Origin of the sequence: Caulobacter radicis (assembly GCF_003094615.1) — a bacterium.
Classification (GTDB): Bacteria; Pseudomonadota; Alphaproteobacteria; order Caulobacterales; family Caulobacteraceae; genus Caulobacter; species Caulobacter radicis.
Window position 1 is genome coordinate 200,958 of record NZ_QDKO01000015.1, and the last position, 21,485, is coordinate 222,442.

The 21,485-nt window shown below is 69.6% G+C and carries 17 protein-coding genes, 1 tRNA gene and 1 rRNA gene; 10 read left to right on the top strand and 9 right to left on the bottom strand.

Going from position 1 to position 21,485, the window contains the following annotated elements; all coding sequences use genetic code 11:
- Positions 1-114: 114 nt before the first annotated feature.
- Positions 115-2,082 (bottom strand): acetyl/propionyl/methylcrotonyl-CoA carboxylase subunit alpha, encoded by a 1,968-nt coding sequence (locus tag DDF62_RS09670; RefSeq protein WP_116488917.1) that lies wholly within the window; start codon positions 2,080-2,082, stop codon positions 115-117.
- A 211-nt stretch (positions 2,083-2,293) separates the two neighbouring features.
- On the opposite strand from DDF62_RS09670, the gene DDF62_RS09675 reads away from it, so the two are divergent.
- A complete protein-coding gene (locus DDF62_RS09675) occupies positions 2,294-3,325 on the top strand; it encodes a glycoside hydrolase family 43 protein (RefSeq protein ID WP_208866841.1) in 1,032 nt (343 codons plus the stop codon).
- Positions 3,326-3,488: 163 nt separating this feature from the next.
- Here the strand turns inward: DDF62_RS09675 and DDF62_RS09680 are convergent, their stop codons facing one another.
- Both DDF62_RS09680 and DDF62_RS09685 read right to left on the bottom strand, forming a co-directional pair.
- Positions 3,489-4,406, bottom strand: a complete 918-nt coding sequence (locus DDF62_RS09680) for an SUMF1/EgtB/PvdO family nonheme iron enzyme (protein WP_116488918.1) — start codon at positions 4,404-4,406, stop codon at positions 3,489-3,491.
- The gene (locus DDF62_RS09685; RefSeq protein WP_116488919.1) at positions 4,406-6,178 is read right to left on the bottom strand and encodes an arylsulfatase; all 1,773 of its coding nucleotides are present in this window, start codon (positions 6,176-6,178) and stop codon (positions 4,406-4,408) included. The genes DDF62_RS09680 and DDF62_RS09685 overlap by 1 nt, the downstream gene beginning before the upstream one ends.
- Positions 6,179-6,404: 226 nt before the next feature.
- On the opposite strand from DDF62_RS09685, the gene DDF62_RS09690 reads away from it, so the two are divergent.
- From DDF62_RS09690 to DDF62_RS09730, 9 genes are all read left to right on the top strand, one after another.
- Complete coding sequence (locus tag DDF62_RS09690; RefSeq protein WP_116488920.1) at positions 6,405-8,849, top strand: TonB-dependent receptor; 2,445 nt, start codon at positions 6,405-6,407, stop codon at positions 8,847-8,849.
- 162 nt (positions 8,850-9,011) lie between these two features.
- A complete protein-coding gene (locus DDF62_RS09695; protein WP_208866842.1) occupies positions 9,012-10,031 on the top strand; it encodes an aldo/keto reductase in 1,020 nt (339 codons plus the stop codon).
- The gene (locus DDF62_RS09700) at positions 10,028-10,321 is read left to right on the top strand and encodes a UxaA family hydrolase (protein ID WP_116488921.1); all 294 of its coding nucleotides are present in this window, start codon (positions 10,028-10,030) and stop codon (positions 10,319-10,321) included. Before DDF62_RS09695 ends, DDF62_RS09700 begins: the two co-directional genes overlap by 4 nt.
- Positions 10,318-11,526 carry a UxaA family hydrolase gene (locus DDF62_RS09705; RefSeq protein ID WP_116488922.1) on the top strand — a complete coding sequence of 403 codons (1,209 nt, stop codon included), beginning with the start codon at positions 10,318-10,320 and terminating at the stop codon, positions 11,524-11,526. Before DDF62_RS09700 ends, DDF62_RS09705 begins: the two co-directional genes overlap by 4 nt.
- Positions 11,527-11,538: 12 nt before the next feature.
- Positions 11,539-12,267, top strand: a complete 729-nt coding sequence (locus DDF62_RS09710) for an SDR family oxidoreductase (RefSeq protein ID WP_116488923.1) — start codon at positions 11,539-11,541, stop codon at positions 12,265-12,267.
- Between the two features lie 28 nt (positions 12,268-12,295).
- Positions 12,296-13,147 carry a fumarylacetoacetate hydrolase family protein gene (locus DDF62_RS09715; RefSeq protein WP_116488924.1) on the top strand — a complete coding sequence of 284 codons (852 nt, stop codon included), beginning with the start codon at positions 12,296-12,298 and terminating at the stop codon, positions 13,145-13,147.
- A 4-nt stretch (positions 13,148-13,151) separates the two neighbouring features.
- Positions 13,152-13,496, top strand: a complete 345-nt coding sequence (locus tag DDF62_RS09720; protein ID WP_116488925.1) for an L-rhamnose mutarotase — start codon at positions 13,152-13,154, stop codon at positions 13,494-13,496.
- Between the two features lie 63 nt (positions 13,497-13,559).
- Positions 13,560-15,905 (top strand): glycoside hydrolase family 95 protein, encoded by a 2,346-nt coding sequence (locus DDF62_RS09725; RefSeq protein WP_116488926.1) that lies wholly within the window; start codon positions 13,560-13,562, stop codon positions 15,903-15,905.
- Positions 15,906-15,934: 29 nt separating this feature from the next.
- Positions 15,935-17,107, top strand: coding sequence for a glycoside hydrolase family protein (locus DDF62_RS09730; RefSeq protein ID WP_133244907.1), 1,173 nt, complete (start codon positions 15,935-15,937; stop codon positions 17,105-17,107).
- On the opposite strand, the gene DDF62_RS09735 is transcribed toward DDF62_RS09730, so the two are convergent.
- The 6 genes from DDF62_RS09735 to rrf form a co-directional block, all read right to left on the bottom strand.
- The gene (locus DDF62_RS09735) at positions 17,104-17,883 is read right to left on the bottom strand and encodes an IclR family transcriptional regulator (protein WP_116488928.1); all 780 of its coding nucleotides are present in this window, start codon (positions 17,881-17,883) and stop codon (positions 17,104-17,106) included. The two genes, DDF62_RS09730 and DDF62_RS09735, sit on opposite strands and share 4 nt — an antisense overlap.
- Positions 17,884-17,888: 5 nt before the next feature.
- Positions 17,889-18,692: an amidohydrolase family protein gene (locus tag DDF62_RS09740; protein ID WP_116488929.1), complete on the bottom strand. Its 804-nt coding sequence runs from the start codon at positions 18,690-18,692 to the stop codon at positions 17,889-17,891.
- On the bottom strand, positions 18,686-19,699 hold the full coding sequence (locus DDF62_RS09745) for a zinc-binding alcohol dehydrogenase family protein (protein WP_208866843.1): 1,014 nt from the start codon (positions 19,697-19,699) through the stop codon (positions 18,686-18,688). Before DDF62_RS09745 ends, DDF62_RS09740 begins: the two co-directional genes overlap by 7 nt.
- Positions 19,700-19,701: 2 nt before the next feature.
- The gene (gene fucP / locus DDF62_RS09750) at positions 19,702-21,015 is read right to left on the bottom strand and encodes an L-fucose:H+ symporter permease (RefSeq protein ID WP_116488930.1); all 1,314 of its coding nucleotides are present in this window, start codon (positions 21,013-21,015) and stop codon (positions 19,702-19,704) included.
- Positions 21,016-21,195: 180 nt separating this feature from the next.
- Positions 21,196-21,272, bottom strand: a tRNA-Met gene (locus tag DDF62_RS09755).
- Between the two features lie 121 nt (positions 21,273-21,393).
- Positions 21,394-21,485: ribosomal RNA gene (rrf, locus tag DDF62_RS09760) — 5S ribosomal RNA — on the bottom strand; the annotation flags it as partial.

The window sequence follows — 21,485 nt, forward strand, 5'->3', positions numbered from 1 at the left end:
CAGCCAATCACCCGTAAAATCCCCGCGAAAGCGGGGACCCAGGTGTTTCATCGTCGAGCGCCCAGGGCTTCAGAAAAAGCCTAGGTCCCCGCTTTCGCGGGGATTTTACGGAGATTAGTGCTCGGCCGCCTCCAGCCGCGCCAGCACCACGCCCTCGGCCACCTGGCCGCCGGCCACGGCCGACAGCTCGCCGACCACGCCGTCGAACGGCGCGGCCAGGGCGTGCTCCATCTTCATGGCTTCCAGCACCAGCAGGGTCTGGCCCTTGGTGACCGACTGGCCGGCCGAAACCGCCACGGACACCACCTTGCCCGGCATCGGCGACAGGATCGCCCCGTCCGACGCCGCGCCATGCGCGCCGCCGCCGACCTGCGGCGAAAAATCGAACTCGCGCACGTCGCCGCCCTCGAACACATAGAGCGGATCGCGGCCGTAGACTCCGGGCAGCACGTCGACGTCGTCCAGCGGCCGGCCGTCCTCGACGGTGATGTCCCACGACCAGTCGTCACCGGCGCCGGTCACCAGACCCACGCGCAGCGGGACCCTGGCGCCGTCCACGGTCAGCGGCAGCGCCATGGCCGCGCGCGGCGCGCCCATGCGGAAGCCCAGCAGGCGCGACGGCGCGCTGGCCCACGGATCGGCCTTGGGCTGGTCGGCGGCCATGAAGGTCTCGAGACGATGGCCAATCGCCGCCAGGGTCGGGGCGTCCGAGAACTGGCGCTCGATCAGCTCGTCCAGCCGCGCGGCGATGAAGCCGGTGTCGATCGCGCCCTCGACGAAGTCCGGATGGCTGGCGCAGGCGGCCAGGAAGGCGGCGTTGGTCTTCACGGGATAGACCTCGACCAGCTTGCAGGCCTCGGCCAGGCGATGGGCGGCGTCCTCGCGATCGACGCCATGGGCGATCAGCTTGGCGATCATCGGATCGTAGAAGGGCGTGACCTCGCCACCCTCCTCCACCGCGCTGTCGACGCGCACGTCGCCTTCGGGCAGGCGAAAATGCTTCAGCGGACCGGTCGAGGGCAGGAAGCCGGTCGCCGGGTTCTCGGCATAGAGGCGCGCCTCCATGGCCCAGCCTTGCAGCTCGATCTCGTCCTGGGCCAGCGGCAGCGGCTCGCCCGAGGCGACGCGCAGTTGCCATTCGACCAGGTCCTGGCCGGTGACCATCTCGGTGACCGGATGCTCGACCTGCAGGCGGGTGTTCATCTCCATGAACCAGATGCGGTCGGCGCGCAGGCCCTCGCTGGCGTCGGCGATGAACTCCACCGTGCCCGCGCCCACATAGCCGACGGCCTGGGCCGCGCGCACGGCCGCGCCGCACACCGCCTCACGCGTCTCCTCGTCCATGCCGGGGGCCGGAGCCTCCTCGATGACCTTCTGGTGGCGACGCTGCAGCGAGCAGTCGCGCTCGAACAGGTGCACGACGTCGCCGAACTGGTCGCCGAACACCTGCACCTCGATGTGGCGCGGGCGGGTGACCCACTTCTCCAGCAGCACGCGGTCGTCGCCGAAGCTGGCGGCGGCCTCGCGACGGCACGAGCCCAGGGCCTCGACGAAGTCTTCGGCCCGGTCGACCTTGCGCATGCCCTTGCCGCCGCCGCCGGCCACGGCCTTGATCAGAACGGGGAAGCCGATCTTCCCGGCCTCGGCGGTCAGCCGCTCGACCGACTGGTCGTCGCCCAGGTAGCCGGGCGTGGTCGGCACGCCGGCCTCTATCATCACCTTCTTGGCGGCGTCCTTCAGGCCCATGGCGCGGATGGCCGAGGGCGGCGGGCCGATCCAGACGAGCCCTGCGTCGATCACCGCCTGGGCGAAGTCGGCGTTTTCCGAGAGAAAGCCATAGCCGGGGTGGATCGCCTCGGCGCCGGTCTGGCGCGCGGCGGCCAGGATCTTGGCCGGATCGAGATAGCTTTCACGGGCCGGCGAGCCGCCGATCAGGATGGCCATGTCGGCCTCCATCACGAACGGAGCGTGGCTGTCGGCCTCCGAATGGACGGCGATGGTGCGCACGCCCATCTCGCGCGCGGTGCGGATGATCCGGCGCGCGATCTCGCCGCGATTGGCGATCAGAACCGACTCGATCAACGCGTTCCTCCTCAGGACGAGGCGGTTAGGGGCCAGCCTCTGTCGCATGCTTCGTTATCGGCCGAGGTTTATGCCCTAAAACACCGATAGGCCAGCACGACCTTTGCCGCACGCCGCGACAACGCCGCCAGCTTGCCCCCTGCCCTCGCCGTTGCAAAGCGCCGCCATGTCTTCCTAGATCACGGCTCGTACAGCGTCGCCCGGAGGAAGCATGCCCATCGACACCTCGCGACGGGCCATGGCCCTCGGGGCCGCCGCCCTGGCCCTGACGCCCGCCGCCGTCCGCGCCGAGCCGATGCTGCGCCTGCCGAACATGCCGCTGCACGATCCGTTCATGGTCGCCGACGAGAAGGCGGGCCTCTACCGGCTCTACACCTCCAACATCGCGCGGCTCAGCGGCGCGCCGGGCCTGGGCGTGATGATGTACGTCAGCCGCGACCTGCTGGATTGGGAAAAGCCGCGCTGCGTGTTCCAGGCGCCCGCCGACGCCTGGTTCAAGGGCGGGGCCTGGGCGCCGGAGGTTCATGAGTGGCGGGGCCGCTGGTTCCTCTTCGCCACCTTCCACGACGAGGCCGCGCTGCTGCCGCCGGCCGGCAAGCGCAGGCCCTACCGGCGCGGCACGATCCTGGCGATCGCCGACGGCCCCGAGGGTCCGTTCACGCTGGTCCGCGACGGCGAGCCGGTTGCCCCTAAAGCGCTGATGACCCTGGACGGCACGCTCTACGTCGCTCCGGACGGTCGCCCCTGGTACGTCTATTCGCGCGAGTGGCTGCAGGTCGGCGACGGGGCCATCGAGGCCCTGCCCCTGACGGACGACCTGGCCGCCGCAGGCCCGCCCCGCACGCTCTTCACCGCCAGCCAGGCGCCCTGGGCCGACGGCAAGAAGCAGCCCGAGGGCGATCTCGCCTACGTCACCGACGGCCCGCAGCTGTTCACGACGAAGACGGGCCAGCTGCTGATGCTGTGGTCCAGCTACGACAAGAACGGCTACGTCCAGTCGCAGGCGCGCTCGAAGAGCGGAACGATCGAGGGGCCCTGGGAGCAGCTGCCGCCGCTGGTCCGCCACGACAGCGGCCACGGCATGCTGTTCAACCGCTTCGACGGCCAGCTGATGATGGTGGTCCACCGCCCCTTCAAGAACGCCCGCGGCAAGCTCTACGAGATGCGCGACGCCGGGGACCGGCTGGAGATCGTGCGGCAGAGGGTGGATTTGGACGGGGATGAGAAAACCCTCTCTCTTTGAGAGAGGGAGGGGCCCGCCGCGCCAGCGGTGGGAGGGTGAGAGGCTTCACCGCCTGCCGACAAACCTCCGCCCGCTTCACGAAACACAGGGGTTCCGCACTTCAATCCGACAAGCTCAAACCTCTCACCCTCCCATGGCTTCGCCATGGGCCCCTCCCTCTCTCTCAGAGAGAGGGATTTTCGTACGCCACCCGGAACCCCACGTGCGAGGTTCCGATCCCCTCTTCCTGGGCCTGCCAGGCGGCGGGGCGGAAGTTGGCGCAGTAGTTGAAGGCGCAGAGGAACGAGCCGCCCTTGATCAGGCGCTCGACGCCCGAGGTTCCGGCGGCGCTGGCCGTCCACTCCCAGACATTGCCGATCATGTCGACCAGGCCGAAGGCGTTGGGCGTAAAGCAGCCGACCGGCGCCAGGCCCGTGAAGTGATCTTCGTTGCTCTGGGCCAGCGGGAACTCGCCCTGCCAGGTGTTGGCGGTCGGCTTGCCCTCGTCGTCATAGGCCCAGGCCTGCGGCGCGCGCGGGCCGGACTGGTCGCCGCGCGCGGCCCGTTCCCACTCGGCCTCGGTGGGCAGGCGACCGCCGGCCCAGCGGGCATAGGCGGCCGCGTCGGCATAGGCCACATGCACCACGGGCTCGTCGGCATGGGCCAAGTCATCGGCCCCGCCGCCGTGCGGACGGCGCCAGTTGGCCTTGCGGACCAGCTTCCACCACTGGCCGGCGTCGTCCATGCCCGACAGGTGCTCGGGCTGCACGAACACCGCCGAGCCCCCGTCGCGTTCGCCTTGCGTGACGTAGCTGGTGGCGTCGACGAAGGCGGCGAACTGGCGGTTGGTCACCTCGTGGCGATCGAGCCAGAAGCCCTCGACCTTCACCGCCCTGCCCGGCCGTCCCGGACCGTCCTCGCCCAGCGACACCTCGCCGGCGGGAATGAAGGCGCGGCCCTCCTGGGTCTTGCAGGCGCCAGGAGGCGCGGCGCGGATCGCCGCGACCTCGACGCCCGCCGGGTCGGCGGTCGTGAAGCCGCCGGCCGCGAGGCCCGCGACCAGCACGACCACCGCCGCCGCTCCAGGAAGGCCGCGCCGCATCAGCGCGCGCCGGCCTTGGCGGGCGCGGGCGCTCCGGCAGCCGGTTGCGGCGGCGGCAGGACCACGCCGTTCTGGGCGGCGTAGCGGTTCCAGGCCTCGACCAGTTCCTTCAACTTGTCGGGCTGGCTGGACGCCAGGTCGACGGCTTCGGCCGGGTCGCTCTTGAGGTTGAAGAGCTGCCAGTTGGCCGGCAGCACCGCCTCGCGCGAATAGGCCGCCCCGCCCGGCGCGCTGGGTAGATAGATCGCCTTCCAGTCGCCCTGGCGCACGGCGCGGCGGAAGAACAGCTCCCAGGCCACCAGGTCCTGCGGACCGCGCACGCCGGCGTCGGGGCTGGAGAGCGCGGCGACCCACGAGCGGCCGATCGATGGGGCCACCGCGCGACCGCGATAGGTCTCGGGACGCTTCACCCCGGCCAGCTCCAGCACCGTGGCCTCGACGTCGGCCACGTGGGCCAGGGAGTCGACGATGCGGCCGTCGCCCTTGACGCCCGGCCCCTCGACGATGGCCGGCGTGTGGATGCCGCCCTCGGTGGTGTAGCCCTTGACCTGGCGGGTCGGCGCCGTGGCCGCCTGCGCCCAGCCGGGGCCGTAGCCCACGTGCGAGGAGCCGGCGCCCAGGTTGTCGAAGCTGTTGTCGACCGGCAACGTCGCCAGCTTGGCCGGATCGGGCACGCCGCGGATGGTGTCGATGCGGCTGCCTTCCGCGCCATTGTCCGACAGGAAGACGATGACGGTGTTGTCGTACTGGCCCGAGGCCTTCAGGGCGGCGACCACCTTGCCGATGTTCTGGTCCATGCGGTCGACCATCGCCGCGTAGATCTCCATCCGGCGCGACTGGTCCTTCTTCTCGGCGGGGCTCAGCGAGCTCCAGGCCGGGGTGTCGACGAACGGATGCGGCTTGACGTCCTTGGCGACCAGGCCCAGCGCCTTCAGCTTGGCCAGCCGCTGCTCGCGCAAGGCCTCGTAGCCGGCGTCGTAGCGGCCCTTATATTTCGCGATGGTCTCGGGCGGCGCCTGCAGCGGCCAGTGCGGCTCGGTGAAGGTCAGGTAGGCGAAGAACGGCCGGCCGTCGCCCGCGCCCTCGCGAATGAACTGGGCCATCTTGTCGCCGTAGAAGTCGGCCGAGTAGACGCCCTTGGGATAGGTCACGACCTTGCCGTCCTCGCGGAAGGTCGAGGCCGCGCCAGCGGCCTTGTAGGCCTCGGTCTGGTCCTCGCCGAAGTGGTTCTGCAGGCCCTGCAGCAAGGCGTAGGACCGCTCGAAGCCGCGCGCGGCCGGCGACTGGTCGTCGGCCAAACCCAGGTGCCACTTGCCGGCCATCAGGGTGCGATAGCCGCTGTCGCGCAGCAGTTCGGCCACGGTCACCGAGCGATCGTTGAGATAGCCCTCGTAGCCCGGCCTGCCCTTCTGGCCGGGGCTCAGCACCTCGGCCATCGAGCCAAGGCCGACCTGGTGGTTGTCCGACCCCGTCATCAGCATCGAGCGGGTGGGCGAGCAGGTCGGCGCGGTGTGGAAGCCCGACAGGCGCACGCCGGCCTTGGCCAGGGCGTCCAGATTCGGCGTCTCGATCTCGCCGCCGAAGGCTCCGAGATCAGAATAGCCCAAGTCATCGGCGACGATGATCAAGAAGTTCGGACGCTTCTCGACCGCGCGGGTCGCGGCCGCAGCCACGGGTTCCGCGGCGCTGGCGAAGCCGCCCGCCAGGCTGGTCGCGGCGATCAGGGCGCCGGCCAGAAGCCGTCCGCGCAGGGTCGTGTGATGGGTCTTCATGACGCTTTCCCTCGTGTTCTCCCTTCCCCCTAAGGCCTCCGGCTCCGAGCGCTCTTACGACAATTTCGAAACGCCCTGTTGAGAATTTCTGCAATGCCGATCGGAGTAGTTGGGATTTAAAGCTCCCTCCGCACCGCAACGACGACGCATCGGCGAAGGGCCCGCCGACGCGTCAATGGCCGTCGTTTTCTGCGGTTGTTCTTGCAGTCTATGGGGGCTCCTCGCGATGTCGGGCGTACTCGTTTCTATCCACCAGGCGAATACTCGCCGTGACCACAACCACGGCGCGACGCTGCGCCGCCTGACCTTGGCCGCCTCGTGCGTGGCCCTGATGGCCGGCGCCGCGCCCGCCTTCGCCGCCGAGACGCCTGCGAGCCCCGAGCCGACCACCGCCTCGGCGGACGACGCCGTGGGCCTCGACGCCGTGGTCGTCACCGCCCGCCGCCGCGACGAGGACGCCCAGACCGTGCCCGTCGCCGTCTCGGCCTTCGGCGGCGCCCAGCTGGAAGCCGCCCGCGCCTTCAACGTCCGCGACCTGCAAACCCTGTCGCCCAGCCTGTCGGTCAGCGTCACCAACCCGCGCAACACCAGCATCAACATCCGGGGCCTGGGCAACAACGTCTCGGTCTACAACGACGGCCTGCAGTCGGCCGTCGGCGTCTATCTGGACCAGGTCTATCTGGGCCGTCCGGGCCAGGCGGTGTTCGACCTGGCCGACCTCGACTCCGTCCAGGTGCTGCGCGGCCCGCAGGGCACGCTGTTCGGCAAGAACACCTCGGCCGGCGCCCTCGTCATCGCCACCAAGGAGCCGAAGTTCACGCCGGAGTTCTCGGCCGACGTCACCGGCGGCAACTACGACTACTTCCAGGCCCACCTGATCGCCTCGGGCCCGATCGTCGAGGACAAGCTGGCCTACCGGGTCTCGCTGGCCAACACCCAGCGCGGCGGCTACATGACCAACGTCTATGACGGGTCGAAAACCCAGGACTATCACGACTTCGGCGGCCGGGTTCAGTTCCTGCTGACGCCGAACGAAAGCCTCTCCATCAAGCTCTCGGGCGACTACGGCCAGCAGTATTCCAACACCGCCGCCAGCGTGCTGACCGGCCTCTTCACCAACTACGCCGACAGCGGCGCGGCCTATCCCAACGGCTACCTGGCCCGCACGGCGCGCATCGGCTTCACGCCGCCGCCGATCGATCCGGAGGCCCGCCGCGTCTCGGTCAACACCAAGAACAGCTATTTCGAGACCCACGGCGGCGTCTCGGCCATCGTCGACTACAAGCTGGCCGACGCCACGATCACCTCGGTCACCGCCTGGCGCGGCTGGCACTGGCGCCCGCACAACGACGCCGACGGCACGACCGTCTCGGCGATCATCGACGCCCACCAGGACAACGACCAGCAGCAGTTCAGCCAGGAGCTGCGCATCCGCTCCGAAGGCGACCGCAAGCTCGATTACGTCGCCGGCCTCTACTACTTCTGGCAGGACCTCGAGGCCGAGGCGGTCAACTATTACGGCCCGGCGGCGGCCGACTGGTTGCTGGCGCCGGCGGCCGCCTCGGCGACGGTGCGGGCGGCGGCGCTGAACAACTACTCGATCGTCAGCCACTCCAGCCCCGAGACGACCAGCGCGGCGGCCTTCGCGCAAGGCACCTGGCACGTCACCGACCGCTTCGATATCACCGGCGGCCTGCGCTACACCTACGAGAAGATGACCGGCTGGTTCGACCAGACGGCCTGGGGCGCGGACCTGTCGGGCCTCAGCGCCGCCGACCGGGCGACGGCTCTGGCCCTGCGCGCCCGCTTCGGCGCGGCCAATACGTTCTCGTCCAAGACCTCGGGCGACAGCCTGACCGGCAACGTCACCCTGGCCTACACCTTCGACAACGGCCCGCTCGTCTATGCGACCTACGCCCGGGGCTACAAGGCCGGCGGCCTGAACCTGTCGAACATCAACACCTCCGGAGCCAACGCCGTCGATCCGGTCATCGCGCCGGAGACCATCGACGCCTACGAGGCAGGCCTGAAGAGCACCTGGTTCGACCGTCGCCTGACCGCCAACCTGGCCCTGTTCTGGACGAAGGACGACGGCTACCAGACCACCGCCGTCAACCTGATCAACAACACCAGCTACCTGACCAACGCCGGCAGCGTGCGCAGCCGCGGCGTCGAGCTGGACCTGCGGGCCGCGCCGATCCAGGGCCTGACCCTCTACGGCTCGACCACCTACAACGACGCCAGCTACACCAGCTACGAGCAGGCCGCCTGCCCGATCGAGATCCAGCTGTCGACCTACTGCAACCTCACCGGCCGCCGCCTGCCCGGCGCGTCGCTGTGGGCCGCCTCGACCGGCGGCGAGTATCGCAAGGCCGCCGGAACCTGGCGCGGCGACGGCCTCCAGGCCTATGCCGGCTACGACGCCAGCTACAAGTCGTCCTACTACACCAGCGCCTCGAACTCGGAATATTCCAAGATCAAGGGCTACACCCTGCTGAACCTGCGCGCCGGCATCGGCGCCGAGGACGGCAGCTGGGACCTGCAGGTCTGGGGCCGCAACGTCTTCGACAAGCTCTACTACCTGTCGCTGGGCGCGGGGAACACCGGCGCGATCACCGGCACGCTGGGCGATCCGCGCACCTTCGGCGTGACGCTGCGCGTGCGCCGCTAGACCTCTTCTTCTCCTGGCTTCCCCGACTGGGCCCGCTTCACGGCGGGCCCTTTTTCTTTGCCTGGACAGCTGCGCTTGATGGGAGGCGGATTGACTCGCCGCGCCGGCAGTGGAATTTTACCAGCAACATCGATTTTATAAATAAACGGGATGGAAGCGCGAATGGATGTCGCCCAAGAGCGATCGCAGGCCCTGGCGCGACTGCCGCGACTAGGCTTCGGCGGCGCGGCCGTGGGCAACCTCTACGCCGCGGTCTCGGACGCCAACGCCCGCGCGGTGATCGACGCGGCCCTGGCGGCCGGCATCCGCTATTTCGACACCGCCCCGCACTATGGCTTCGGCCTCAGCGAGACCCGCCACGGCCAGGCGCTGGCCGGTCGTGACGTCATCATCTCCACCAAGGTCGGCCGCGTGCTGGAGCCGATCGAGACCGACCAGCGCGAGCGCCACGGCTTCGTCGACGCCGCCCCATTCGAGCCGGTGTTCGACTACAGCTACGACGGCGTCATGCGCTCGTTCGAGGCCAGCCTGCGCCGCCTGCAACGCGATCGCGTCGACGTGCTGCTGGCCCACGACCTGGGCCGCCTGACCCACGGCGAAGCCCACGCCAGCCACATGCACGCCTTCCTGGATGGCGGCTATCGCGCCATGCGCGAACTTAAGGACGCCGGCGTGGTCGGCGCCATCGGCCTGGGCGTCAACGAGCAGGCGGTCTGCGACGAGGCGCTGGACCATGCCGACCTCGACGTCTTCCTGCTGGCCGGCCGCTACACCCTGCTGGAGCAGACCGCGCTGGACGGCTTCCTGCCGCGCTGCGAGCGACTGGGCGTGAAGATCATCGTCGGCGGCCCCTTCAACTCCGGCGCCCTGGTCGAGACGACCGGCGGCGGGCCGATCCACTACAACTACGCCCCCGCCGACGCCGGGATCGTCGCGCGGATCGATCGCCTGCGCGCGGTCTGCGCCGCCCATGGCGTCCCGCTGGCCGCCGCCGCCCTGCAATTCCCCCTCGCCCACCCGGCCGTGGCCAGCGTCATTCCCGGCATGGCCAGCCCGGCCCAGGTCGCCGACGCCATCGCCTGGATGGAAACCCCGCTTTCCGCCGCCCTCTGGAACGACCTGCGCGCCGAAGGCCTGCTGCATCCGGGCGCGCCGACGCCCGCCTCGCGAGCCGCCGCGTGAAGCCGATCCTGCTGCATCCGGACGACAACGTCCTCGTGCTGGCCGCCGCGATCCAGGCCGGCCAGGCGATCGAGATCGACGGCGCGGTGATGGCCGCGCCGCAGGACGTGGCCGTCGGCCACAAGATCGCCCGCCACGCCCTCTCCATCGGCGACAAGGTGCTGAAGTACGGCGCGCCGATCGGCTCGATGACCGCTCCGGCCGCCCCCGGCGCCCATGTCCACATGCACAACATGAAGAGCGACTACATCGCCAGCCACACCCGCCAGGCGACGGGAGAGGCGTCATGAGCGCGCTCACCGGCTTCCTGCGCGCCGACGGCCGCAAGGGCATCCGCAACGTCGTGGCGGTGGCCTATCTCGTCGAGTGCGCCCATCACGTGGCGCGCACCATCGTCACGAAAAGCGACGATCCGGACGCCCACCTGATCGGCTTTCCCGGCTGCTATCCCAACGCCTATGCGCTGAAGGTCATGCAGGCGATCGGCGCGCATCCCAATGTCGGCGGGGTGCTGCTGATCTCGCTGGGCTGCGAGAGCTTCAACCGCGAGGCCCTGCGCGCGAGCATCGCCGCCAGCGGCCGTCCGGTCGAGGTGCTGGTCATCCAGGAAAGCGGCGGCACCGCCGAGACGGTCCGCAAGGGCGTCGAGGCCGTCGCCCGCCTGAAGGCCGCCGCCGACCAGGCGCCGCGCGCGCCCATGGACGTCTCCGAACTGGTGATCGGCACCATCTGCGGCGGCTCGGACGGCACCAGCGGGATCACCGCCAATCCCGCCGTCGGCAGGGCCTTCGACCGCCTGGGCGTGGCCGGCGCGGCCTGCGTCTTCGAGGAGACCGGCGAACTGGTCGGCTGCGAGAAGATCATGGCCGACCGGGCGATCACGCCGGAACTGGGGCTCGCGCTGGAGGCCAGCGTCCGCAAGGCCGAGGCCTATTACACCGTCATGGGCTACGGCAGCTTCGCGCCCGGCAACGCCGAGGGCGGGCTGACCACCCAGGAAGAAAAGTCGATGGGGGCCTATTCCAAGTCGGGCTCGGCCCCGATCGTCGGCATCCTCAAGCCCGGCGACCAGCCGGTCAGCGGCGGCCTCTACCTGCTCGACGTGGTGCCTGACGGCGAAGTGCGGTTCGGCTTTCCCAACATCTCCGACAACGCCGAGATCGTCGAACTGATCGCCTGCGGGGCTCACCTGACCCTCTTCACCACCGGGCGCGGCTCGGTCGTGGGCTCGGCGATCTCGCCGGTGATCAAGGTCTGCGCCAATCCCGAGACCTACCGCAAGCTCTCCGGCGACATGGACGTCGACGCCGGCCGGATCATGGAAGGCCGCGGCACGCTGGACGAGGTCGGCGACGAGATCTTCGAGCTGGTGCTGGCCGTGGCCGGCGGCGCGCGGACGGTGTCGGAGGCCCTGGGCCACCAGGAATTCATCCTCACCTACAAGGCCTTCGACCCGATCGGTCCGGCCTGCCTGCCGCTGCGGCGCGTAAGTTAAGGGGCGACACCGATGGGAAGACTTTCAGGCAAGACCGCCCTCGTGACGGCGGCCGCCCAGGGCATCGGCAAGGCCAGCGCCGAACTCTTCGCCCGTGAAGGCGCGCGGGTGATCGCCACCGACCTCAACGCCGACCTGCTGGCCGGGGTCGAAGGCTGCGAAGGCCGTCGCCTCGACGTGCGCGATCCCGACGCCATCAACGCCCTGGCCGCCGAACTGGGTGCGGTCGACGTGCTGTTCAACTGCGCCGGCTACGTCCATTCGGGCACGATCCTCGACTGCGACGAGCAGGCCTGGGCCTTCTCCAACGACCTCAACGTCACGGCCCAGTACCGCGCCATCCGGGCCTTCCTGCCGGCCATGCTGGCGGCCGGCGGCGGTTCGATCGTCAACATGGCCTCGGTGGCCAGCTCGATCAAAGGCGTGCCGGGTCGCTTCGCCTACGGCGCCACCAAGGCCGCGGTGATCGGCCTGACCAAGGCCGTGGCGGCCGACTTCGTGGGCCAGGGGATACGCTGCAACGCCATCTGCCCAGGCACGGTCGACACCCCGTCGCTGAACCAGCGCCTGGCCGACACCGGCGACTACGAGGCCGCCCACAAGGCCTTCACCGCCCGCCAGCCGATGGGGCGCCTGGGCAAGCCGGAGGAGTTGGCCCAGCTGGCGCTGTATCTGGCCAGCGACGAGTCGGCCTTCACCACGGGCCAGATCCACATCATCGACGGCGGCTGGATCAACTAGACGCCGCCAGGTTCGGGGAGGAACCAGGATGAAACTGCTTCGCTACGGCCCGACGGGCCAGGAACGTCCGGCCCTGCTGGACGCCGACGGCGCCGTGCGCGACCTGTCGGGCGTCGTCGACGACATCGCCGGCGAGACTCTATCGCCGGATAGCCTTGCGCGGCTGGCCGCCCTCGATCCCGCCGCCCTGCCGAAGGTCGAAGACCCCGGCCGCATCGGCCCCTGCGTCGGCCGGGTCGGCAAGTTCATCTGCATCGGCCTGAACTACGCCGACCACGCCGCCGAAAGCGGCCTGCCCGTGCCGACCGAGCCGGTGATCTTCACCAAGGCCACGAGCGCCATCGTCGGCCCCAATGACGAGGTGATCCAGCCGATCGGCTCGACCAAGCTCGACTGGGAAGTGGAACTGGGCGTCGTCATCGGAACCGAGACCCGCTACGTCTCCGAGGGCCGCGCGCTCGAGCACGTGGCCGGCTACTGCGTCATCAACGACGTCTCCGAGCGCGCCTTCCAGTTGGAGGGCACGGGCACCTGGGACAAGGGCAAGGGCTGCGACACCTTCGGCCCGCTCGGCCCCTGGCTGGTGACCAAGGACGAGGTCGGCGACGCCGGGAACCTCTCGATGTGGCTGAAGGTCAACGGCCAGACCTTCCAGGACGGCTCGACGAAGACGATGGTCTTCGGCCCGGCCTTCCTCGTCGCCTACGTCTCGCGGTTCATGAGCCTGCAGCCGGGCGACGTGATCTCGACCGGCACCCCGCCCGGCGTCGGCATGGGCCAGAGGCCGCCGCGCTATCTCGCCCCCGGCGACGTCATGGAACTGGGCATCGAGAAGCTGGGCGTACAGCGCCAGACCGTCGTTCCCGAGACCCGGGCCTGACGCCGTGCGCCGCTGCCTCGCCCTCGACCTCAAGGACGACGCCGACCTGATCGCCCGCTACGAGGCCTGGCACCGCCCCGGCGCGGCGCCCGAGCCGGTGATCCGTTCGATCCGCGAGGCGGGCGTCCTGGAGATGGAGATCTGGCGCGTCCAGGACCGCCTGTTCATGGTCATCGAGGCGGGGCCGGACTTCTCGCCGCAGGCGAAGGCGGCCGCCGACATGGCCTCGCGGGACGTCCGGGCCTGGGAGCGGCTGATGTCGGCCTTCCAGAAGCCCCTGCCCGGTTCTGCGTCCGACGAGAAGTGGCGCGACATGCGCCGGATCTTCGCCCTTTCAGAGCAGCCCTGACCGTCCTGGCCGCTCCCGACCACCACCATTGTTTTCGAGTTCAGAACGAGGCACGGCGACAAGATGAATGTGACCCGCAGAACCGCCCTGGCCGCCACCGCCGGCGCCTCCCTGGTCGCCGCCTCGCCCGCGCGCGCCGCCCCGGCCAAGACCTCCGCGCCGCGCCTGTGGTACCGCCAGCCGGCCAAGGAATGGGTCGAGGCCCTGCCCGTCGGTTCGGGCAAGTTGGGCGCCATGGTGTTCGGCGGCGTCGCGGCCGAGCGCCTGCAGCTCAACGAGGACACGCTTTGGGCCGGCGGCCCCTATGAGCCGATCAATCCCGAGGCCAAGGGCGCCCTGCCCGAGATCCGCCGCCTGATCGACGCGGGCGAGTACGCCAAGGCCACCGACCTGGCCGACGCCAAGTTCATGGCCCTGCCCAAGCGCCAGATGTCCTACCAGACCATCGGCGACCTCAAGCTCGACTTCCCCGGCCTGTCCGACGCCGTCGAAGGCTATGTCCGCGACCTCGATCTCGACGGCGCGATCACCACCACCCGCTTCACCGCTGGCGGCGTCAGCCATGTGCGCGAGGTGATCGCCAGCCATCCCGACGGCGTCATCGCCGTGCGCCTGAGCGCCAGCCGCAAGGGCGCGGTCGATGTCGACCTGTCGTTCAGCTCGCCGCTGAAATCCAAGCCCGCCTCGTCGGTCGAGGGCGCGCACCTGATCCTGGCCGGCAAGAACGAAGCCTCGCAGGGCATCGACGCCCGCCTGACCTTCGAGACCCGGGTCGAGGTCCGCGCCAAGGGCGGCCAGGTCTCGGGCGCCGACGGCAAGGTGTCGGTGAAGGGCGCCGACGAGGTGCTGCTGCTGATCGCCGCCGCCACCAGCTATCGCCGCTACGACGACGTCTCGGGCGACCCGGCCGCGCTGAACAAGGCCACGCTGTCTAAGCTGACCGGAAAGTCCTGGACGAAGATCCTGGCCGAACACCAGGCCGATCACCGCGCTCTCTTCCGCCGCTTCAGCGTCGACTTCGGCCGCACCCGCGCCGACCTCCTGCCCACCGACGAGCGCATCAGGCAGTCGCCGACCACCGACGATCCCTCTCTGGAGGCGCTGTACTTCCAGTACGGCCGCTACCTGCTGATCGCCTGCTCGCGTCCCAGCAGCCAGCCGGCCAACCTGCAAGGGATCTGGAACGACAAGACCTTCGCGCCCTGGGGCGGCAAATATACGATCAATATCAACACCGAGATGAACTACTGGCCGGCCGAGCCGACCGACCTGCCCGAACTGGTCGAGCCGCTGATCGCTCTCGTCGCCGACATCGCCCAGACCGGCGAGCGCATGGCCAGGGCCATGTACGGCGCGCGCGGCTGGGTCACCCACCACAACACTGACCTGTGGCGCGCCACCGGCCCCATCGACGGCGCCAAGTTCGGTGTCTGGCCCACCGGCGGCGCCTGGCTGTGCAAGCACGTCTGGGACCACTACGACTACGGCCGCGACAAGGCCTATCTGGCCCGTGTCTATCCGCTGATGAAGGGCTCGGCCCGCTTCTTCCTCGACACCCTGGTGGTCGATCCGAAGTTCGGCGTGCTGGTCACCAACCCGTCGATCTCGCCCGAGAACAACCACGGCCACGGCTCGTCCCTGGTCGCGGGGCCCACCATGGACCAGGCGATCATCCGCGACCTGTTCGACAACTGCCTGAAAGCCGAGGCGATCCTGGGCCCCGACGCGGCCTTCGTCGCCGAGGTGAAGGCCGCCCGCGACAAGCTCGCCCCCTACAAGATCGGCAAGGACGGCCAACTGCAGGAGTGGCAGGAGGACTGGGACGCCGACGCCAACGACATCCATCACCGCCACGTCTCGCACCTCTACGGCCTGTTCCCGTCCGACCAGATCTCGGTCGACACCACGCCGGATCTCGCCAAGGCGGCCAGGACCTCGCTGGTCACGCGCGGCGACCTGTCGACCGGCTGGGCCATCGCCTGGCGCCTGAACCTCTGGGCCCGCCTTGGCGACGGCGACCGCGCCCACAGCATCCTCAAGCTGCTGCTGGGCCCCGAGCGCACCTATCCCAACATGTTCGACGCCCACCCGCCGTTCCAGATCGACGGCAACTTCGGCGGGACCTCGGGCATGACCGAGCTGGTCATGCAAAGCCGCAACGACCGCATCTACCTGCTGCCCGCCCTGCCCAAGAGCTGGCCCACCGGCCGGATGACCGGCCTGCGCGCGCGCGGCGCGATCGCCGTCGACGTGCGCTGGAGCGGCGGCAAGCTGACCGAGGCCGTGTTGACCGCAAAGGAGGCCGGCAGGCACACCGTGGTCCTGGCCGGCTCGACGGTGGACCTCGACCTCAGGAAGGGCCAGCGCGTGCGGCTCGTGGCGCGCGACGGCGCGCTGAAGCAGGCATGACGCGCCAGGTGTTCAAGCGGAGTCGTTCGATGTCGTCGCGTTCAAGCAAGCTGGCCATGGCGGCCGTGCTGTTCCTGGCCCCGATCGCCCTGCCCGCCGCGGCGCAGGCCCCGGCCGCGACGAGCGTCGCCGAGGTCGTACCCACGCTCGGGCCCAAGCCCTTCATCGGCTACTTCAAGCCGATGCCGCGCGCCAAGCTGTCGACGACCGCCTGGGGCGCCAGTGAGGTCGGCCCGCGCGATCCGCAAAACGGCCTGGAAGACGCCGGCATGGCCCGGTGGAACTACTGGGACGGCCAGATCCTGAAAGGCGCCGACGGCAAGTACCGCATGCTCGCCAGCCGCTGGGACCAGGCGCTGGGCCACAAGGCCTGGGGCCAGTCCCTGGCCGTCAGCGCGATCAGCGACAGCCTCTTTGGTCCCTATCGCGACCGCGGCCTGACCTGGCCCGACAACCAGGGCGGCCTTGGCCACAACGTCACGGCCCTGAAGCTGCACGACGGCCGCTACGCCGTCGTGGTCAGCGAGACGCGCGGCGGCGACGTCTTCGTGTCGGACAGCCTCGACGGCCCCTGGACGCAGCTGGGGACCATCAGCCTCGACCAGAGCCGCTTCCAGCTGGTCAAGACGCCCGGCGACATCGCCCTGCGCGAAACGCCGACGGCCACGCCCGCCAAGCCGGCCAATTTCAGCGTCCTGCTGCGCCCCGACGGCGCCTACCAGATCGTGCCGCGCTCGGGCCAGATCCTGATCAGCCGGACGGGGATCCTTGGCCCCTACACGGTGATGGGCGACAGCGTCTATCGCGGCCTCGACGGCGTCCCCCAGCGCGACATGCGCGCCTTCGAGGACCCGGTGCTGTGGTTCAGCGGCGGCCTCTACCACATCGTCGTCAACCAGTGGCGCGAACGCCGCGCCTACCACCTGGTCTCGCGCGACGGGATCACCGGCTGGCGCGTCCAGGGCTTGGCCTACGAGCCCGGCGCCGACTTCATCCGCTATGCCGACGGTACGAAGAACAACTGGAACAAGCTCGAACGCCCGGGCGTGGTGATGGAGAACGGCCATGTCGTCGCCATGACCTTCGCCGTGATCGACACCCCCAAGGACGACCAGACCGGAAACAACGGCCACGGCAGCAAGATCATCGTAGTGCCCTTCGACGGCGCGGCCATGGACAGGGACCTGGCGGGGCTTCCCTAGATCCCGTTACGCGCCGTCGGACCGATCTCGGCGCTGATGGCGGCGGCGTGGCGCTGCAGGTTGGCGATGGTGTCGGGCATCGAGATCGCGCTGGGCGTGTCGACATAGGGACAGGTCAGGGCCGCCACCACGCCGTCGGCCCCGTGCACCGGCACCGACAGGTCGATCACCGCCGAGGTCACGTAGCTGGCGGCCTGCACATGGCCGTCCTTGCGGGCCTGGGCGGCGGCGGTCAGGAAGGTCTCCCAGGCCGCCTTGGTCGCGCCGTCACGCAGTTGCCCGCCCCAGCGTTCGCGCACCCGCTCGGGCTGGAAGGCGAACAGGACGAGGCCCGAGGTCGCCTCGACGATCTTGCGACGATAGCCCACCCGCACCGAATAGCCCTGGTCGCCCGGGGCCTCGATGCGCGCCACCACCACCATCTGGTCGCCGCTGGCCACGGCCAGGTGGCACGACTGGCCGGTGGCCTGGCACGAGGCCCGCATCTCCGGCAGGGCCGCTTCCAGAAGGTCCTTCGCCGGCGCGCGGGTCATGCCCAGGGCGAACAGCTTGTTGGTCAGCACCAGGCCGTCCTCGTCGGCGGCGCGGCCGACATAGCCCCGCGCCTCCAGCACCTGGACCATGCGGAACAGCTCGCTGGACGAGCGATCGAGCGCCGCCGAGATCTGCGCCAGGGTCAGGCCGCCCCGGTGGGCGGCCAAGAGCTCCAGCACGTCGAGGCCCTTTTCCAGGGCGGGAGCGCGATATTCTCGCTTCTTGGCGGGCGCGTCGGACATGGCTTCTATAAGCGATAGAATCGTCGCGCCGTCTCGCCAAATAGCGCCGCTCGCCCGGCCGGCGGGACCCAGGCCTCGCACGTGTCCCGCCAGGCCGCGTAGTCGCCGGCCAGGTTCAGCACCGGCCAGTCGCTGCCCCACATCAGCCGCTCGGGGCCGAAGACCTCCAGCAGATGCGCCGCATAGGGCGCGACCAACTCTACGGTCGGGCAGTCGCCGGCCTCGGTCAGCAGGCCCGACAGCTTGCAGTGCACGCCCGGCTCGGCGGCCAGGGCGGCGATGTCGCTTCGCCAAGGATCGAGGACGCCCTCCCCGATCGCCGGCTTGCCGCCGTGATCGACCACCACCCTCAGGTCCGGCCATCGACGAACGAAGGCCAGCAGGGATGGCAGGTGCCGGGGCCTGACCAGGGCGTCGAAAGCCAGCCCCGCCTCGACCATCGCCGCGATCGCCGGCTCCAACGCGGGATCCAGGATCCAGTCGGACGCCAGGTCCTGCAACATCGGCCGCAGGCCCTTCAGCTTGGGATACCCGGCCAACGCCGCAATCTTCGCCGGCGCATCTGGCGCGGCCAGGTTGGTCCAGCCGACCACGCCCAGTACAATCGGATCGGCGGCCGCCAGCTCCAGCAGCCAGGCGGTGTCGCGCTCGCTCGGCTGCGACTGCGCCAGCACCACGCCCTCGGGCCCGCCCGCCGCGCGCAGGTCGTCCAGCCCGAAATCACGATGGATCGCCGGCAGGTCCGCCGCAGGCCATTCATGGTCGTTCCGTCCGATCCGCCAGACGTGGCAGTGGGCGTCTATCAGCACGCGACGATGGCCTTGATCACCCCTGCCGACGGCTCCATCCAGCCCGGCAGCGCCTGAGCCAGATCCCGCAGGTCGGCCTTATGGCTGTTCAGCGCCGCCGTCGGCACGAGACCCGCCCGGATCGTCGCCAGCACGTGCTCGAAGTCCTCGATCGTGGCGTTGCGGCTGCCCAGCAGCGACATCTCGCGCTTGTGGAACTCGGGATCGGAGAAGGTGATGTCGGCCGCCACCACCGAGATCAGCACATAGCTGCCGCCGTGGCCGACATAGGCGAACCCCTGCTGCATCGCCGCCGGATTGCCGGTGGCGTCGAACACCACGTCGAAGAACGCGCCGCCCGTCAGCGCCGACAGCGCTTGCGCCGTGTCCTCGCCGACGGTCAGCGTCCGCTCGACGCCCAGGTGCTGGGCGCAGAAGGCCAGCCGGTCCTCGCGGCCGTCCAGCACCGTCACCCGCGCTCCGGCCAGCCGGGCGAACAGGGCCGCGGCGATGCCGATCGGCCCCGCCCCGACCACCAGGGCGCTCTGCCCCGGCTCGATCCGGGCCCGCCGCACGGCGTGGGCGCCGATGGCCAGGAATTCGACCATGGCCGCCTCATCCAGGCCCACGCCCTCGACCTTGCGCACGAAGCCCTGCGGCACGGCCAGGTACTCGGCCAGCCCGCCGTCCATGTGCACGCCCAGCACGCGGATGTTCATGCAGCAGTTGGTCTTGCCCTTGGCGCAGGCCGGGCACGTCCCGCACGACAGGTAGGGCATGACATAGGCGTGGTCGCCGGGCGAAAGATCGCCGCCCGCCGGCGCGGTGACCACCTCGCCCGACAGCTCGTGGCCCATCACCCGGGGATAGGAAAGGTAGGGCTGGGTGCCGCGATAGATGTGCATGTCGGTGCCGCACACCCCTACCCTGCGCACGCGCAGCAGCACCTCGTCCGGCCCCGGCGTCGGCGTTGGCCTCCGCTCGAGCACCAGCTCGCCCGGCGCCGCGCAGACCAGAACGTCCATCATCCTCAATGGCCTCCGACCAGCACGGCGTCGTGGGCGCTCACCTCGCGCCGGCGAGCGGTGATCGCGAACAGGCCGACCACGGCGAAGCAGGCGCAGGGCACGAGGATCGCCGTCCGGATCGAGCTGGCGTCCGACAGCGCGCCCATCGCCGCCGTCAGCACCGCCCCGCCGATGATGCTCATCACCAGGAACGACGAGCCGGTCTTGGTCAGCGGCCCCAGACCCTTGAGCGAACTGGCGAAGATGGTCGGGAACATGATCGACATGAAGAAGCTGGTGGCCGCCAGGGCCAGCAGCCCCGTGTGGCCTCCCACGGCCACGGCCACCAGGGTCAGGGCCACGTTGGCGGCGGCGAACAGCGCCATCAGCCGCGAGGGATCGACCCGGCTCATCAGGGCCGTGCCGGCGAAGCGCCCGGCCATGAAGCCGACCAGAGACCACGACAGATAGGCCGCCGCCGTCTTCTCGCCCATGCCCGGAACCTGGTCCTGGCCGTAGCGGATCATGTAGCTCCACACGCCCACCTGAGCGCCGACATAGAAGAACTGGGCGACGACGCCGAACAGGAAGCGCGGGCGGGAGAACAGGCCAAGGATCGGCTTGTCGACCTTGTCCTCGTGGGCGTCGGCGCCCGGGCGGCTGGCCTGGACCGGAAAGCGCGTGAAGGCCACCAGCAGCGCCCAGGTAAGCACCACGGCGGCGATGATCAGGTACGGAACCTGGGTCGACTGGGCCTCGGCGGCCTGGAAGGCCGACAGCTGGGCCGGCGTCATGGCCGCGAACTGCGCCTTGGTCGGCTCGACGCCCGACAGGATGAACTGGCGCCCCACCACGACGGCGGTGATCGCGCCCAGCGGGTTGAAGGCCTGAGCCAGGTTCAGCCGCTGCTCGGCCCGCGCCGGGTCGCCCAGCACGGTGATCAGCGGATTGGCCGAGGTCTCCAGGAACGCCAGGCCCGAGGCGATGACGAAGAGAGCGCTGAGAAACAGCTCGTAGCGGCGCAGCTCCGCCGCCGGCCAGAACAGCAGCGCCCCCGCCCCGAACAGCACAAGGCCAACGATCACGGCGGCCTTGTAGCCGTAGCGGCGCATCAGAAGGCCCGCCGGCAGGGCTAGGAAGAAGTAGCCGAGATAGAAGGCCGACTGCACCAGGCCTGACTGCAGGTCGGTGAGGAAGAAGGCCTTCTTCAGGTGCGGGATCAGCACGTCGTTGAGGTTGTTGGCCACGCCCCACAGGAAGAACAGCGCGACGATCAGCACCAGCGGCGCGAGGCCCGCCCGGCCTCTTGAATCGCGTGCTGTGGGGTCCTTGGTCATGAGGCGTCTCCTCCCGGCCGCGCCCTCTGACGGAGCGCCTGCCGACAAGGCATCATATATGAACTAGATCGTCAAATATGAAATACGCCAGGCAGCGCGAAACGGCCGCGCGCGGGCGAAAACACGGCCCGAAACGACGAAAGCCCCCAGCTTTGGGCTGGGGGCTTTACGTAGAAGATTTGGGTGCGGGGACAGGATTTGAACCTGTGACCTTCAGGTTATGAGCCTGACGAGCTACCGGGCTGCTCCACCCCGCGGCAGGGGTATAATCGTGAGTAGGGTTCTGGACTTTGTTGTCTTTGCTTTGTTTTCAACGTTTCCGGGCGGCGAACCGCGAGGCGCTTCGCCTGAAACGTTGAGGATGCATCCTTTTAGCGGACCTGGCGGCGACCTACTCTCCCGCGCCTTGAGACGAAGTACCATTGGCCCAGGGGGACTTAACGACCGAGTTCGGAATGGGATCGGGTGGG

What these genes read in the sequence shown, in the direction of transcription:
- DDF62_RS09685 (WP_116488919.1), bottom strand. Translation starts at nt 6,178, where the DNA reads ATGAAGACCCATCACACGACCCTGCGCGGACGGCTTCTGGCCGGCGCC.
- DDF62_RS09690 (WP_116488920.1), top strand. Translation starts at nt 6,405, where the DNA reads ATGTCGGGCGTACTCGTTTCTATCCACCAGGCGAATACTCGCCGTGAC.
- DDF62_RS09735 (WP_116488928.1), bottom strand. Translation starts at nt 17,883, where the DNA reads ATGTCCGACGCGCCCGCCAAGAAGCGAGAATATCGCGCTCCCGCCCTG.
- DDF62_RS09730 (WP_133244907.1), top strand. Translation starts at nt 15,935, where the DNA reads ATGTCGTCGCGTTCAAGCAAGCTGGCCATGGCGGCCGTGCTGTTCCTG.
- DDF62_RS09695 (WP_208866842.1), top strand. Translation starts at nt 9,012, where the DNA reads ATGGATGTCGCCCAAGAGCGATCGCAGGCCCTGGCGCGACTGCCGCGA.
- DDF62_RS09705 (WP_116488922.1), top strand. Translation starts at nt 10,318, where the DNA reads ATGAGCGCGCTCACCGGCTTCCTGCGCGCCGACGGCCGCAAGGGCATC.
- DDF62_RS09725 (WP_116488926.1), top strand. Translation starts at nt 13,560, where the DNA reads ATGAATGTGACCCGCAGAACCGCCCTGGCCGCCACCGCCGGCGCCTCC.
- DDF62_RS09710 (WP_116488923.1), top strand. Translation starts at nt 11,539, where the DNA reads ATGGGAAGACTTTCAGGCAAGACCGCCCTCGTGACGGCGGCCGCCCAG.
- fucP (WP_116488930.1), bottom strand. Translation starts at nt 21,015, where the DNA reads ATGACCAAGGACCCCACAGCACGCGATTCAAGAGGCCGGGCGGGCCTC.
- DDF62_RS09745 (WP_208866843.1), bottom strand. Translation starts at nt 19,699, where the DNA reads ATGATGGACGTTCTGGTCTGCGCGGCGCCGGGCGAGCTGGTGCTCGAG.
- DDF62_RS09675 (WP_208866841.1), top strand. Translation starts at nt 2,294, where the DNA reads ATGCCCATCGACACCTCGCGACGGGCCATGGCCCTCGGGGCCGCCGCC.
- DDF62_RS09680 (WP_116488918.1), bottom strand. Translation starts at nt 4,406, where the DNA reads ATGCGGCGCGGCCTTCCTGGAGCGGCGGCGGTGGTCGTGCTGGTCGCG.
- DDF62_RS09715 (WP_116488924.1), top strand. Translation starts at nt 12,296, where the DNA reads ATGAAACTGCTTCGCTACGGCCCGACGGGCCAGGAACGTCCGGCCCTG.